Annotated in this window: 12 protein-coding genes; 6 read left to right on the plus strand and 6 right to left on the minus strand. The window is 37.7% G+C overall.

The window, feature by feature from the left end; genetic code table 11:
- Window positions 1–12 precede the first annotated feature (12 nt).
- From AOLE_RS09725 to tatC, 4 genes are all read left to right on the plus strand, one after another.
- On the plus strand, window positions 13–783 hold the full coding sequence (locus AOLE_RS09725; protein ID WP_081399150.1) for an ABC transporter ATP-binding protein: 771 nt from the start codon (window positions 13–15) through the stop codon (window positions 781–783).
- A 96-nt stretch (window positions 784–879) separates the two neighbouring features.
- Complete coding sequence (locus AOLE_RS09730; protein WP_013197898.1) at window positions 880–1095, plus strand: Sec-independent protein translocase subunit TatA; 216 nt, start codon at window positions 880–882, stop codon at window positions 1093–1095.
- A gap of 13 nt (window positions 1096–1108) precedes the next feature.
- Complete coding sequence (gene tatB / locus AOLE_RS09735) at window positions 1109–1525, plus strand: Sec-independent protein translocase protein TatB (protein WP_013197899.1); 417 nt, start codon at window positions 1109–1111, stop codon at window positions 1523–1525.
- A complete protein-coding gene (gene tatC, locus AOLE_RS09740) occupies window positions 1522–2268 on the plus strand; it encodes a twin-arginine translocase subunit TatC (protein WP_013197900.1) in 747 nt (248 codons plus the stop codon). The genes tatB and tatC overlap by 4 nt, the downstream gene beginning before the upstream one ends.
- A gap of 29 nt (window positions 2269–2297) precedes the next feature.
- Here the strand turns inward: tatC and AOLE_RS09745 are convergent, their stop codons facing one another.
- Window positions 2298–3374, minus strand: a complete 1077-nt coding sequence (locus AOLE_RS09745; RefSeq protein ID WP_013197901.1) for a sigma-54 interaction domain-containing protein — start codon at window positions 3372–3374, stop codon at window positions 2298–2300.
- A gap of 316 nt (window positions 3375–3690) precedes the next feature.
- Here AOLE_RS09745 and AOLE_RS09750 point away from each other — a divergent pair, with 316 nt between their 5' ends.
- Window positions 3691–4779 (plus strand): LLM class flavin-dependent oxidoreductase, encoded by a 1089-nt coding sequence (locus AOLE_RS09750; RefSeq protein ID WP_013197902.1) that lies wholly within the window; start codon window positions 3691–3693, stop codon window positions 4777–4779.
- Between the two features lie 94 nt (window positions 4780–4873).
- On the opposite strand, the gene AOLE_RS09755 is transcribed toward AOLE_RS09750, so the two are convergent.
- From AOLE_RS09755 to AOLE_RS09770, 4 genes are all read right to left on the minus strand, one after another.
- Window positions 4874–6136 (minus strand): lipase family protein, encoded by a 1263-nt coding sequence (locus tag AOLE_RS09755; RefSeq protein ID WP_013197903.1) that lies wholly within the window; start codon window positions 6134–6136, stop codon window positions 4874–4876.
- Between the two features lie 37 nt (window positions 6137–6173).
- Window positions 6174–8666: a TonB-dependent receptor plug domain-containing protein gene (locus AOLE_RS09760; protein WP_013197904.1), complete on the minus strand. Its 2493-nt coding sequence runs from the start codon at window positions 8664–8666 to the stop codon at window positions 6174–6176.
- Between the two features lie 166 nt (window positions 8667–8832).
- Window positions 8833–10665: an ABC transporter ATP-binding protein gene (locus tag AOLE_RS09765; protein WP_013197905.1), complete on the minus strand. Its 1833-nt coding sequence runs from the start codon at window positions 10663–10665 to the stop codon at window positions 8833–8835.
- Window positions 10662–12473, minus strand: a complete 1812-nt coding sequence (locus AOLE_RS09770; RefSeq protein ID WP_013197906.1) for an ABC transporter ATP-binding protein — start codon at window positions 12471–12473, stop codon at window positions 10662–10664. Before AOLE_RS09770 ends, AOLE_RS09765 begins: the two co-directional genes overlap by 4 nt.
- A gap of 283 nt (window positions 12474–12756) precedes the next feature.
- On the opposite strand from AOLE_RS09770, the gene AOLE_RS09775 reads away from it, so the two are divergent.
- A complete protein-coding gene (locus AOLE_RS09775) occupies window positions 12757–13809 on the plus strand; it encodes an ABC transporter substrate-binding protein (RefSeq protein ID WP_013197907.1) in 1053 nt (350 codons plus the stop codon).
- Window positions 13810–14145: 336 nt separating this feature from the next.
- On the opposite strand, the gene AOLE_RS09780 is transcribed toward AOLE_RS09775, so the two are convergent.
- Window positions 14146–15414: an acyl-CoA dehydrogenase family protein gene (locus AOLE_RS09780; protein ID WP_013197908.1), complete on the minus strand. Its 1269-nt coding sequence runs from the start codon at window positions 15412–15414 to the stop codon at window positions 14146–14148.
- Between the last annotated feature and the right edge of the window lie 15 nt (window positions 15415–15429).

The following is a 15429-nucleotide window of genomic DNA, read 5'->3' on the forward strand; positions in this document are numbered from 1 at the left end:
TTTTAAAAAATATTGTTAGGAATTTATATGTCGTTCTCACTACTTTCTATTAAAAAACTCAATAAATCTTTTCAACGTGATCAAAATACTTTGACCGTTTTAGATGGTATTAATCTCAACATTGAGCAAGGCGAATTTATCTCGATTGTTGGTAGTAGTGGCTGTGGAAAATCAACACTATTACGTCTTATTGCTGGATTAGATCAAGACTATGACGGTGAAATTCTACTGAATCAAACTCAGATCAAAGGCACAGATTTAAAACGAGGTCTTATCTTTCAAGAACACCGATTACTTCCATGGCTTACTGTTTTTGAAAATATCCATTTAGCACTTGAAGAGACTCTACTCACTCGTGAAGAGCGAAATTTACGGGTAAATGAGCATATAGAAATTGTCGGGCTGAAGGGTTTTGAAAAGGCGTATCCACATGAGCTTTCTGGTGGCATGGCACAACGTGTTGCAATTGCCCGTGGACTCGTCAATAAACCCGATATTTTACTTTTGGATGAGCCTTTTGGCGCTTTAGATGCCATTACACGGAGTCACTTACAAGCTGAACTTCAGCGTATCTGGCAACACGAAAAAATCACTATGATTTTAGTCACTCATGATATTGAAGAAGCTGTCTATCTCGGAGACCGTGTCATTGTGATGTCAGCCCGGCCAGGAAAAATTAAAGAAATTATTCACGTTCCGCTGACACATCCTCGTCATAAAGAAAGTGAACTTTTATTTGGTTTCCGTAATCAGGCACTTAATATGCTAGATCACACAGCATAATTAATTTGAATATTGATCGATATTAATGTGATTTAGAAAACAGATAATATCGTGATATTAATACTCTTTACATTTAATTAATATAGGATAGAGAAAATGGGTTTATCTATTTGGCATATTTTGCTATTTGCAGTGATTGTTGTTTTGTTATTTGGAACTTCAAAGTTAAAAAATCTAGGTAAGGATTTAGGTGGTGCAATTAAAGACTTCAAAGACTCGGTTAATTCTGATGATCAAAAATTATTGCAAAACCAGCAATACAAAGATATCAGTCCACTCGAATCACATAATGAAAAACAAAATAAAATATGAGTGATTTAGTATTATGTTTAATATCAGCTTTGGAGAGTTATTAGCTTTTGCAATTATTGCGCTTATTATTTTAGGACCTGAAAAACTTCCTCACACGTTAAGATCAGTTCTCCTCAAATACAGAGCAGTTAAAAACCAAATTAGTAAAATTCAAAATGATATTGAAAACGAACTTGACCTGATCGAACTTAAGAGAGTCATGCAAGAAGAGCTGCAAAAAATAAAACAAAATGAAGAGCAGCTCAAACAACAACTCGCTCTTATGCAACAAGAAATTGAAAATGTACAAACATCTGTTTTTACAGAACAAAAAGCCAAACCACGGCGCATCAATGACTATATCTATACCCTTTCACAAGATGAGTTAAAGACACCATTTTTAGCTCATTTTAAAATAGCCAATAAATTCAGTGAGGAACAAGCCGCATGATGGAACATATTGTCAGTGAAAGCCTCACTGAAATGAAATATAGCGAACATTTAAAAGAATTAAGAAAACGGCTGATCTATAGCATTGGTATTGTTTTAGCGATTTTTTTATTATTACTTCCGCTTGCTCAGAAGAACTACCATTTTCTTGCTCATCCTTTAATTTCATTACTTCCTAGCAATTCCACCATGATTGCAACAGATGTCATGAGTACATTTTTAGCGCCCTTTAAACTCAATATTTATTTTGCGATTTTATTAAGCATTCCCTTTATTCTTTATCAATTTTGGCAATTTGTTGCTCCAGCTCTTTATCAAAAAGAAAAAAGGTTCGGTATAGCACTCGTGCTTTCGAGTAACCTTTTATTTTATTTAGGAATTGTGTTTGCCTATACTTTAATTTTGCCACTTGCTTTAAAGTTCTTCGTATTGGCATCACCCGATAATGTGTTACCCATGACGGATATCAATAGCTATCTGGATTTTTGTCTAAAGCTTTTTCTGGCCTTTGGTCTGGCATTTCAAATTCCAGTTTTAACTTATATTCTTATTTTTATTGGTCTTATTTCTATCCAACAGCTAGAAGCACATCGTAAGCACATCATTGTATTTTTCTTTTTTATTGCAATGTTTATTACCCCTCCTGATGTTTTTAGCATGCTTGCTCTTGCAGTCCCAATGTGGCTGCTTTTTGAATTGGGTTTATGGGTCACAAAATTCACAACGCAAAAAAACATCCATTAAAAAATGGATGTTTTTTCTATGTAAAATCATTAAGCGATTTCATTTTCATTCTTATTAGGTAGTAAGTTATATCTTGATAGAAGATTACGCAAAACATTACGAGATAGACCTAACATTTTTGCAGTCTTGACCTGATTATTCCAGCAACTTGAAAATGCAGTATTTACAATTTTATCTTCAATAATATGCCAAACTTCCCCATCATACTCCTGAAATAAACGCTTTAAGATATTCTCAAACTCTTGAATCAGATCATTGTCTGGTAACACGGCGGAACCCGGTTCCTCAGAAAATCTTAAGTGCTCAAGATCAATTGTTTGACCGCCACTCACGAGCAAAGCATAATGGATATTGTTTTCTAGCTCACGAATGTTGCCTGGCCAACTATAGTTCAGCAGCGCATTTCTTGCTTTATCGCTGATATTGGGTTTAGTGGTAATGAGCTTCTGAGAGTATGAACTTAAGAAGAAATCAACCAAAGGTAAAATATCTCCTTTACGTTCACGCAGTGGCAAAATATTAAGCACAACCACGTTCAAGCGATAATATAAATCTAAACGAAACTTGTTTTCTGCTACAGCTTTACGTAAATCGACATGTGTTCCCGACAAAATACGGACATTAATTGGGATTGGTTTTCGACCACCCACGCGTACGACTTCTTTTTCTTGCAATACCCTTAACAGCTTAACTTGTAAAGATAGTGGTAACTCACCTACTTCATCTAAAAATAAAGTACCACCATCGGCTGTTTCAAAAATACCAGCTCGAGTTTTGTTTGCACCCGTAAAAGCCCCAGCTTCATAACCAAACAGTTCAGACTCAGCAAGTGTCTCGACTAAAGCACCACAATTGACTGCAAGAAAAGGCTTATTTTTACGATCACTTTTCAAATGAATTTCACGTGCAATTAACTCTTTGCCTGTTCCAGATTCACCTTGAATGATGACGCTGGCAGAGCTTGGAGCAATCGTTTCCACTTGATTTAATAATTTACGGGAGTTTTGATCTGAAAAGATAATTGCTTTTGCTCTTATTGGTTTTACAGGAACACCATTATCAGGCAAAGTAATTACTTTATAATCATTATCTAAAAAGGTCTTCATAATTGCCCCATAAAACTTATGATATAAGCATTCTAAAAGGCTATATTACATTTCAGGGTGTTTTTTAATAAATAATAAATAAAGATATTTAATCCAAAATTCACCTATTTTATTATAAGAATATTCTCTCTTATAAATTAAAAATCAACACAATTCTTTTTTTATGATATGTTGCTTCTCAAACACAATGTTGTCTTTTTGATTAAATCCAAACACTCTAAAAAATTATAATCCATTTCTATATTTGATTTATATAGGTATAAACCTTGGCATTTATTTTGCTCATTCATTTAAAATCCATAAAATAGGTTTAATAATGAGCATCGAATTTGTAGGTATGGTTTTCCCTAACCAATGGTCTGAAACCAAAGGAACGCGAATTGGCCATAAAATTGACCTCGAATATCTACGTTACCATGCACGTGCACATGAATATGCGGGTTTTGATAAAGTCTTAATTGCTAGCGGACCAACCAGCCCAGACAGTGCACAAATCGCGGCATACCTTGCCCAACATACAGAACGTCTTGGATTTATGATTGCCCATCGTCCTGCACTCCTCACTCCAAATCTAGCTGCGCGTTCTTTTGCTACGCTTGACCATACTACAGGTGGTGGAAGAATCCGTTTACATGCAATTACGGGAATTACAGCTGAGCCTCAAGAAGGCGATTATATTGTTGATAAAGTTCAGCGCTATGAACGGACGGGTGAATATCTAGATATCATCCAGAAACTTTGGAAAAGCGATCAACCGATTAGCTATGAAGGTAAATACTTTAAGTTAGATAATGCTTTTTGCCCGTTAAAGCCAGTCAACGGTACAATCCCGATTTCATTCGGTGGTTCATCAGACATTGCTTATGATATTGCAGTCCGCCATGCAGATCTCTATTCACTATGGGGTGAACCACTGGCTGGAGTAAAAGAGCAAATTACTAAATTGAAGCTCGCAGCAGAAAAAGCCAATAAACCGCAGCCTCCTGTTAGCTTATCTGTACGTCTTATTATTGGTGCAACTGAAGAACTTGCTTGGCAACGAGCAGAACAGATTCTTGCAGATATTCAAAATAATCCGACTTTTCAAAATAATGGCACATTATCGGGACATAAAATCAAAGGCATCGGTTCACAGCGCTTATTAGCAGTAGCCCAGCAAGGTGATCGACATGACCGCGCATTATGGATGCCAACCGCAACTGCTGTAGGGGCGTATGGCGATACGACTGCCCTAGTTGGCACGCCAGACACCATTATTGCCTCATTACTTGATTATGTAGATTTAGGGGTAACGACTTTCTTAAATCGGGGCTACGATCCGATCTATGATACGGTCGATTATGGTCGTTATATTATCCCCGCTGTACGTGAAGAGGCAGCCAAAAGATTAAAACAAATCGCTTAAACATTTAAAGTAAAAAGCCGCTTATTCAATATCTTTGAAGAGCGGCTTTTTTTAATAAAGATTTTCTTCAGTGAGAAAATCTTTAGTCCATCTTTTATTGCAAGTCAGGTTTACAAATAGCCTGAATTTTCTCTCCCGCAATCACCTTTTTAGCAAACGGAATTGAATCTTTTAAGGAGGCATTCACAGTTTCGCTATGTCCTAAGCCATGATACAAATGACCTTCGACTACTGTACCTGCTTTACAAGCATCTGCCACTAGCTTCATTTGAGAACGAGCATCTGGAGTTCGGTCATTTGCCCCTGTCCCAATAAATAATGGATGATTGATTTTTAATGTAGGGTAATAACCATAATCATTTGACTGTTTCTCTTGCAGCTTTTTATAGCTTGCTGGCGGATTAGGTTTATATGCTTGTGCTGGCGAAAGCCCTGCGGTTTGAATATCTCCCATAAAACTTGTTAAGCAGGCATTTCTTGCTTGTTCAACTAAAGGAGCAGCTTCAGGAGTGAAAATATCTTCTGTTTTAATTTCTGGATATAAACTTTGTGTCACTAAAAAACTATAGATGCCATAAGCGAGTGATGGGCTGACTTCGTAAGGATTTAACTTTAACTGATTTTTTTCAGGCGTCGCTTCAGGATCTTGATAAATCACGCCTGTACCAATTGAACCTTTAATATTTAAGTCAGGTGCATACGTTGCCGAGTAGGAAGAAGCCGCAACAGCTCCAGCGCCTCCTTGTGATTGGCCAACAATCACAAACTTATTGGCAAGTGGCAATTTGGTTTTTAAAGCAGCTCTACCACTATCTAAAATACTATAAGCCAGCATTGGATTATTAATTAACAAGTGTGGTCCTGCAACACCTAACCCTTCGTAATCTGTGGCAACGATAGCAAATCCTTCTTTAAGCCAACGATTTAGATATTGTACATCTCGGTATGATCGTCCACTCCAAGACGGCGCACAAGCATCGGCCAAACCTACAGTACCATGTGCCCATAACACCACTGGCCAACCTTCTTTCGGTGGAGTTCCTTTTGGTAAGTGAATACTTCCTGAAACCACAATAGGTGTTTTACTATCTTTACCGCTCGTAGAACTGTAGAGAATCCGAATAGCCTGACTGTCATTTGCTAAACGAATATAAGGATTATGAATCGCTTCTGTTTTTAATAATTTTCCTGCCTGTTCAGGAATAGCCGATTTCCATGTATAAAACTCGGAAACTCGGCCATCTCCATATTTATCTTCAGGCGCTGAAGCTTTTTGAGCGGTCGCCAAACAACTTGAAGTTAACATCGTTGTAATTAAAGAAAACTTGCATAAAGTTGATAAAAAAGTATGTTGCATTGTTATTTACCTTAAAAACTGTCTCATCATTTTTGATTTAAAATTCGTAACTTACGCGGCCATATAAATACGTTCCAAATGCTCCTTCAGGCGCATTAAAACTATATTTGACAATGTTGCCAACCGAGGAATCTTTGGCTTGATCAGGATGGCTATTAAATAAGTTGATCGCCCCTAAATTAAATTTCAGGCCTTTCACGAATGCATCCGCTTTGTAGCCAATATCCAAATCTGCAATCCATTGAGGGTCAAAGGTTTGGTCTAGTGCAGTATTGGTATTATTTAAAGTGGTCCATTTATCGTAGCGACGGACAGCCGTATTCACGCTCCATGCTTGATTTGACCAAAGTGCGCCAAGCGTTAGCTTTGTTTTCGGTGCAGCAGACTCAATGAGGCTTTGTGTATTTCGTCCTGCAATACTTGAAACAGGAATTCGCTCACCTTTTGCGGTAATAGAATCTCGAGTTTCGGTAATTTCATTTTTGTTATATGCCAGACCTAGGTTCAGATTTAACTTGCCATATTGTTCAAGGTTTAAATCATGTTTAAGTGCGAGCTCTAAGCCTTGAGTACGTGTATCTAATAAATTATTAAAGAACGCCACATTGGCAATATTTGAATACGGTGTATTGGCAAAAGCATTGGTAATTACACTTCCAGTAATATTGTCTGAAAGCAAAATACGATTTTTAATATCGATTTGATAAAGGTCTAAAGTTGCCGATGTATTAACAAGTGGCTTCCAAACAAAACCTAAAGAATAATTCGTCGATTTCTCTGGTTTAAGAGAAGTTCCACCAATGAGTAAAGCCGCCTCACTTCCTGCAACTAAAGTTCTTTGTTGAACATCTTGCCAACCTGAAGGGGTCTGCACAGTTTGTACGCTATAAGCCGAATAGCCCTGCTGTGCCAATGACGGCGCTCTATAGCCTGTATTGACTGAACCACGTACCGTAAATTTAGGTGATACATCATATTTAGCAAATATTTTTCCATTTGTGGTCGAACCAAAGTCTGAATATTTTTCACTCCGGACTGCTGCTCCGACATTCAAGTCTTTAATAATATCTGCTTCTAAATCTAGATAGATACCATAGACATCACGACTGATTTTTCGTTCATCCTGGTCTGTAATTCCTGCATATATTCCCGGAACACCAACGCCTAAAGTTGTGCTTGGATTGAAATATGGGCCGCGGGTATAGGCAATTGGATCACCTGCATTTTGCTTATATTGCTCCCAACGATATAAAACCCCTGTAGACAACGTGAGTGGACTTGCTAACCAGTCAATTGCAATATCACGGCTATAGTCTAGCCCTGTATTTAATTGTGCAAAGATATTTTCACCCAAGTCATAGTTTGAAGGAGAATTTGAGCCGTAACTTGGGTTAATACCGTTACCTTGTTCGGTACTCACTTTATTTTGCCCATAGGTCGCATAAAGATCATATTTACCTGACGCTTGCTCTCCCTTTTTAACTCCAACTGTGGTTGCAAAATCATCTACAGTGACCAAGCTCAATGGCGAGCGTCCATCTGGATAACGTTCTTTAAAATAGCTAGATTGATTCAGTACTGTTTTGGTTGTTGGAGGCTCATAAAAATTTTCCCCTATTGTTTTACGGTGTCCATAGCTACTAAAACCATACAGTGCAACGTCATCTGTCAAAGGCAAATCTAGATTGGCAGTCACATTGATTTGATCTTTTTGTTCGGGGGAGCCAAATTTCCACGTTCTATAGGGCGTATTTTGTTCTGTATATTGAGCCTTGGTTGAACCATCATAAAAAGTTCGCGTATCCGGTGCCGTGTTACTTGCAGCTTCACGTTTGCCTAAATCTAATGCAACCGTCAACGCACCATCATTAGGGAGCGCAAAACCTTTCCAAAGATTAACTTTATGTTGTTCACCATCTCCTTGAGTATAGCCACCCGTTTGATAGCTTACGCCACCTCCATGATCTCGTGATTTCAAAATAATATTAACGACACCGGCAATTGCATCTGACCCATATTGTGCCGCAGCACCATCCCGCAAGATTTCTATACGCTCAATCGCGCTCACTGGAATTAAACTTAAATCAGTTACCGCTGCGCCTCTTCCACCTGCATAGGCTTGGCGGGTGAAATAAGCGGATGTATGTCGACGTTTTCCATTAATTAAAATTAGAGTTTGATCAGCAGATAATCCTCTAAGTGCAATACTTGGCGGAACCGATGCCCCAAACCCACCTGCAGGAGAACTCGGTAAAGTCACTGAAGGAGACAGCCGTGTTAATGCTGCTGCAAGATCAGTTGCACCAGTCTCTTGTAACTCTTTGGCAGTTAAAATATCAACAGGTGCAGGTGCATCAAGAGAGCTAGTAATTGCTCGTCTAGAGCCTGTGACGACCACAGATTGTAATGTGATAGCATCCTCTTTCTCTGGCAAATTCTTTTGATCATTTGCCAAAGTAATTGAGGCAGTGAGTGTACTCAGTGCAAAAATTGAGGAGTGAAGAATGAATTGAGAAAAATATGTACGCATATTGGCTTCCTTAACGATCTAGACCGATATAGCAAAGCCGATGCCAAATATTTTATTATTTATTATCAATGTATTAAGAAGATTAAATAAAAGAATCATTGTTTAAATTTAAACAATGATTCAAAAAAATGTTTATAAAACTACAGTTGTTAAATTTGCAAATCGTTTAAACAAGTTGGTTTTGTAAATATGACTGATATAACTGAAAGTAAGCTGACTGCTGCTGTATTAACTGCTCATGCGAACCTTCTTCTACGACATGGCCATTTTCAATTACAACAATTTTGTCGGCTTCACGAATAGTACTTAGCCGATGTGCAATGACAATACATGTTCTATTTTGGCATAAGCGTCTGAGCGCATATTGTATTTTTTGCTCGGTATAAATATCGATTGCAGAGGTAGCTTCATCTAGAATTAATATTTTAGGGTTTGCCAAATAAGCTCGAACTAAACAAACAAGTTGCCTTTGTCCATGACTAAGATTTTTACCAAGCGCTCCCACTTCGGTGAAATAGCCTTGCGGCAGTTGTTGAAATATCTCATCCGCTCCCAAGTCTTCAATAACCTGGATAAGTTTCTGGTCTGTAGCATCAGGTTGAACTAGACGTAAGTTATCTAAAATAGATCCACTAAATAAAACATTATCTTGTAAAACGATACTCACATGCTGTCTTAAACTTGCAAGATGAATATTTTGTATTGGATAACGGTCTAGAAAAATTCCACCTTGCTGAGGTTCATAAAATCGCGTTAGCAACTGAACCATGGTGCTTTTGCCATGTCCTGTTGGCCCTACAATCGCAATTATTTTTCCAGCTTCAATGTCTAAATTAAAGTTTTGTAAAACAGGTTTGTGGGTATAGGCAAAATCTACCGACTGAAAACGAATATGACCATTTAAATGTTCAAGCTTCACAGCATTCGGTTGTTCTTGAATCGTAGATTGAGTGTCTAAAAGTAGAAATATTCGCTGCGCACATGCTGCCCCATTGGCATAACGTTCAAATAGATCAGTCAGTTCCTGCAACGGCGCTAAGAATAAAAACACATAGAAAATACTTTCTGCAAATTGTCCTATACTAATCATGCCGTCACTATAAGCATAACTACCAATCACAATGAATCCGGCAGTAGCTAGAGTCGAAAGCAAACCTGTAAAGGGAGCAAACCAACTGGTCCGCTTGCTGCCATAAATAATAGAGTTATTAAAGTCTTTTAATAATTCTTGATAACGAGATTGATTGGTTTCAGTGTAATTTAACTGCTGAATGATTTTTGCTCCATTTACTGTTTCAACCAAATGAGCAGTAAATCGACTGCGTTCCTCCGCAACTCGTCCCCAATGTTTTTGTGATGACTTTTTAAAAATAGCAGTCATTCCAAATAAAATGGGTAGTGTCGCAAATAAGCACCAAAAGAAAGGTGGATAGATATGCCAAAGCAGTACTGAAGCTAATCCACAACGCAAAATTGCCGAAAGTAACTCTGGTGGCCCTTGTATTAAAACAGGCTCTAGTGTTTCGACATCACGATCGGCCCGTGAAATAATCCTGCCAGCCTTGGTGCGATCAAAATAACCAATATTTAAACTCTGGATATGCTGAAATAACGAACGTCTTAAACCATTAATTACTTTCAAAGCTGCTCGGCCTGAAAGATATTTTGACACACCCGCTAAAGCAAAACGACAAATCCAACTCAAAGTTAAAATGCTAATCGCAATGAATAAAACAGGCTGATTCAATACTATTTTTCCAGCAATTTGTTGAAAGCCCGAATCTAAAATATATTTCACCACCCAAGGCCGAACAAAAACGCTCATCACTTGTAAAATTTCTACTGCAATTAGAGCTAGGAGCAAGTAACGGATGGGATAAACTAAAGGAATAAGTTTTTTTAGCATGCCTCTATGAATTGAGGTATTTGCCAAATTTTCTTCAATTTGTAGATCAGCTGATTTTGTAAATGGGCGGAAATTTTTAACACTGGTATTCATGCATCAATCTCCTGCTGCTCTAACTGAAAACCCATCAACTCTCGATAAAACAAACAATCTTGAACCAATTCAGCATGTGTGCCTTGGGCAATAATATGACCCTGATCAAGCACAATAACGCGATCAGATAAAGCAATCGTGGTTTGTTTATTAGAGTTAATAATGATTGTTTTCTTAAAATGATTTCCATCATCAGACAGCGCTGATAGACGCTGTAAAACTTGTTTTTCTGTAGTCGCATCTAAGGCACTGGTAGAATCATCTAACGCTAAAATTGGCGAATTTTTTAAAATAGAACGGGCTAAGGCAAGTCGTTGTTTTTGTCCTCCAGACAAAGTAACGCCCTTGTCCCCAATCAACGTGTCTAAACCATGATCAAGTCTTTGTAATAGTTCAGATGCAGAAGCTAAATGTAAAGCCTCTTTCATCTCTTGCTCCGTTGCATCTTGTTTAGCAACTCTTAAGTTATCTGCCAGTGTGCCACTGAAAAAGAAATTTTCTTGAGGAATGATCTGAACCAAATGTCGTAATTCAAATAGGCTCAAATCTTTAATATTCGTCCATCCCATTTGCTCAGAACCAATCAAAACTTGCCCTTCTGTTGGGTCAATAAAACGATTGAGTAAATTCATCAAAGTCGTTTTACCTGAGCCTGTCTTACCGACAACAGTAACGACTTCACCTGCTCGAAATTCAACACTGCATTGCTTTAAAATATAATTTTTTGTTGTTTTATCCTGAAAGCTGACATTTTCTAATTTAATGCTTAACTCATCACGCGATTGCAACGTTAGAGGATATTGTTGATCTTCAATTGCGGACTTCTCATCTAACATTTGCCAGATTCTTGTCGCAGACGAACGCGCATCAGCGAAAATATGTAAGACCTGACCAATGCTTTCAATGCGAAACACCAATAAATTTGCCATGAGAATGGCAGCTACAAATTGCCCTACTTGCAACTGATTTTGACCAATTAAATAAGCACCAAAAGCAATAACCCATAAGTAAGAACCAGCAATAATCACTTGCGGAATAGGCAACCGTTTCGCACTTGTCTTGATGGTCTGAATAGAATGATGAATAAATAGATCTACAGCATGGTTAAAACGTTGTAAAAGTTTCTCTTCGAGCTGAAAAGCTTTGACTACCCGAATTCCATTCACGCTTTCTGCCAATGTATCGCTGACTTTTTCATATGCAGATGCAACTTGATGGTCCAGAACCACCAATTGATTGGTCAGTTTAAATAAAACCCAAAGCCCTAAAAAAATAAATAATAAAGGAACTAGGCCGAGCCAAGGATGATACCAACACAAGAGCCCAACAGTTACGGTAACAACTAAGCTTGACTCAAACACTTGACGCCAAAAATTGATGAGCGCTTCTTTTAATTTATCTGAATCACGTGTTGTACGAGATAATACTTCTCCTAGACCATGTTTCCAGTGCCATGAAACATCTAAATGCTGTACTTGACTAAAGATTCTTTCTCTTAAAATACTTAGCAGTTGCTGGCCAATGGTTAAAGCACTTAACCCTGCCAAATACTGAATAACAGCTCTGATAGTGGCAATACTCGTAAGTAGAATGAACCAAAACCAAGGATTTAAAGGATCAGTGATAGCATGCTGAAATAAGGTTTCTCGTTCACTATGTTTTAAGGTATCAATCGCATGTCCGATTGAATACTGTTGAAGTGCTAACCCTATATTCGCAATAACAAATAAGGTTGCCGTCAATAAGAAACGAAATGGCATAAAACGATATAAAGCCAAACTTCGTAGTAATGGATAATTTTTAAACATAAAAGATAGTAAAAATTTAAGATTCCGTTTTATTGCGAGATTCATGCCAAATTAATGGCCTTAAAAAATATTTTAAATTATTGTTTTATATTATTTTTATAGAGCGCTATTTATGGAGGTGTTGTTTTTAAAACACCCGCGCAATTCTTGTGTTGTAATCGCAACAAAATTTGATATATCAACATCACAAAAAAAGATATTAAAAATAATTAATAAATATCAATAGATTAATGAATGGCATCAATTTTGCTTTAAAGCATGAAAACCACAAAAGGATGTCATGATGACAACACTTCAAACTCAACCATTAAACACACTTTGGTATACACGCTGCCCTGTACCAACTGGTCTAGGCATTTCAATTCAAAAAGGTTGGCTCAAAGAAAAGTTTAATGAGCAACAGATTGAAATAAAATCAATTCGAGAATCAAACTCCAAAGATATTCGTAACTCTCATTTTAACCACACACTTGCCAACTCAGTTCGACATGGCGGGAGTATTCCAGCCATTTGGGCATATGCATCGGGTCAAAAAACCAAAGTGATTGGCTTATCTTGGGCTGATGAAGTTCAATTGTTGTTAACACGCTATGATTCAAACATCAAAACTGTTGCAGACTTAAAAGGCAAACGTTTTGGTATTCCACTGAATCAAGATGCAATTATTGATTTCTCACGTGCACAGGCGATTCGTGGTTTAGAAAATTCATTAAAAACCGTAAATTTGAAGGTAAGTGATCTTGAGTTGGTTGATTGTTTACGAGCAGACATTTTAGCCGCCCAACAACAACAGCCTGAAGAAAATGATTCTAGTTTTTATGGCAATCGCAACAAAATTAATGCAAGTGCGGAGATCGTGGCATTAATTAAAGGTGATGTCGATGCCATTTTTCTAAAAGGTGCACATGCTGCGCAAATTGCCCATGATTTCGCCCTGCATACCATTATTGATATTGGCTCACATCCAGACCCTATTCTACGTTCCAATAATGGAACACCAAGAACGCTGACTGTTGATGAAGATTTTCTAACACAATATCCAGAGCAAGCCCAATCAATTGTCGATGCTGTTTTACAAGCAGAACAATGGGCCCATGCACATGCCGATGAAACCCATCGTTATTTGGCAAAAGAATGTAATAGTAGTGAGCAATGGGTTCATGCGGCATACGGTGCAGATGCACATCTGAAACTGAACACTAACTTTGATGAAATCTCTATTATTGCTTTACAAGACTTGAGTGATTTTCTCTATCGCTGGAACTTTATTCCTGCACAAATTAATGTTCGTGAATGGCTTGCACAAGATATTTCTATTCAAGCTCAAGTGGCTTAATACTTCAAAATAAAAAAGGTTGTCTTGATGACAACCTTTTTATTTTTAGCATCCAAATTCAAGTAACCGTAAACTATCGTAGTAGTTAGCATCGGTAATGTTAATCTCTTTAAAAACAATTATTTTAACGGAGTCTTATCGAGTTTTATCCAATTTTAGGATTAGCTTTCAGCTGGAGTTACTTTGGTTTCGCCCAAAGTAACCAAAGGCATTGTCACCTGCAAAACCTGTTCTTTTCTTGGATTTATTAAAACCTCTCGTAGAAACAGTCTCTTGTTTAAACCATGCAGGTTGCAGATGACGTTTCCGAGTATCATATTTACTTTCGAACTCGGGTTATTTACTAAATTTAGTCACATTTTCTGCCTGTTTCTTCAGGAGTACTGAGTTGTATTCTCCTGGCGGAATATTATTTAAATAATAATTTCCAACATGATATAGCCTCCAACGAATTGGATCATGCGTGGTGTGCGTTCGTGCGTTACGCCAGAAACGGTCTAGATTCCATTTCGATAAAGTTGAACTTGCGCCGAGTAATCCAAAAATTTCACTCGAAATTTTTAAAGATGCATGATCAGACTGACTTCGTGTAGCAGCAACCGATAAAATCAGTTCAGTTTGTAAGTCTTCATCTTCTACATTTGCCAAATGCTGTTCAAAAATCTGTGCTGAACGATCTAACAATGCTTCAGCCGAACGGACCAAAACAGCAAACTCACCAATTTGTTTAATAATATGAGGTTCATGTGTAGGTGAATCGACGCCACTTTCCACCCAAGGTCGAGCATGATGTTGTAAATAATCAATCCCGCCTTGTAATGCGCCCTTCGCAATTCCTGTGTCCATTGCAGCGTGTAAAATCTGAGGCCAAGTAAGTCCCGTACGTAAAACAGTGCCTAAACCACCCGTATTTCGCTTAGCAACATAACGTTCATCAACAATTACATCTTTAAAATTAACAGTGCCACTGACACTATTATTTTGTCCCATCGCATCCCAGTCATCGAGCAACTCTACTCCCTGTGTATCTCGATGAATTAAAATTGAGACTGGTCCATCATCACTACCCGCGAATAAAGAAATCCATTCTGCGAGTAAAGAGCCCGTAGAATAAAACTTACTGCCGTTTAGAATTAATTGTCCTTCCGCATTTCGTTCTACGCGTGTTTTATGCTGAAATTTATCTTTGCCTCCCACTTCTGCAAGTGCATTGCCCAAACGTTTTCCACTTAATACATCGGCAAGTAATTGATCACGGATTTCATCGTCATAGCCAGTCAAAATTCCTCGGAACATAGTGAAGTGAATTTGTAATAACTGCCCTACACCACCATCGGCAGATGAAATAATTTTTACCACATTGACCAATGTTGAAATATTGGCACCTAAGCCCCCAAATTGCTTAGGCACAATTATCGCGGTTAAACCAGCTTCTGAAATTAAACGCGCCTGATCATACGGTACTGTCTTGTTATAACTTGGATCTCGAGCAAATTGATTCAGTTGATCTGCCACCTCTTTTGCAATATCAAGTGCTTCTTGCTCGCTTTGAATATGTCTTACGCTACCTAATTCTAAAAAACTGTGTTGGTTAATATCGTTCATTTTTAACTCCGAAAA

This window comes from Acinetobacter oleivorans DR1, from assembly GCF_000196795.1.
GTDB lineage: Bacteria > Pseudomonadota > Gammaproteobacteria > Pseudomonadales > Moraxellaceae > Acinetobacter > Acinetobacter oleivorans.

Coding starts and splice junctions, on each gene's coding strand:
- AOLE_RS09730 (WP_013197898.1), top strand. CDS start 880: ATGGGTTTATCTATTTGGCATATTTTGCTATTTGCAGTGATTGTTGTT.
- tatB (WP_013197899.1), top strand. CDS start 1,109: ATGTTTAATATCAGCTTTGGAGAGTTATTAGCTTTTGCAATTATTGCG.
- tatC (WP_013197900.1), top strand. CDS start 1,522: ATGATGGAACATATTGTCAGTGAAAGCCTCACTGAAATGAAATATAGC.
- AOLE_RS09745 (WP_013197901.1), bottom strand. CDS start 3,374: ATGAAGACCTTTTTAGATAATGATTATAAAGTAATTACTTTGCCTGAT.
- AOLE_RS09750 (WP_013197902.1), top strand. CDS start 3,691: ATGAGCATCGAATTTGTAGGTATGGTTTTCCCTAACCAATGGTCTGAA.
- AOLE_RS09755 (WP_013197903.1), bottom strand. CDS start 6,136: ATGCAACATACTTTTTTATCAACTTTATGCAAGTTTTCTTTAATTACA.
- AOLE_RS09760 (WP_013197904.1), bottom strand. CDS start 8,666: ATGCGTACATATTTTTCTCAATTCATTCTTCACTCCTCAATTTTTGCA.
- AOLE_RS09765 (WP_013197905.1), bottom strand. CDS start 10,665: ATGAATACCAGTGTTAAAAATTTCCGCCCATTTACAAAATCAGCTGAT.
- AOLE_RS09770 (WP_013197906.1), bottom strand. CDS start 12,473: ATGTTTAAAAATTATCCATTACTACGAAGTTTGGCTTTATATCGTTTT.
- AOLE_RS09775 (WP_013197907.1), top strand. CDS start 12,757: ATGACAACACTTCAAACTCAACCATTAAACACACTTTGGTATACACGC.
- AOLE_RS09780 (WP_013197908.1), bottom strand. CDS start 15,414: ATGAACGATATTAACCAACACAGTTTTTTAGAATTAGGTAGCGTAAGA.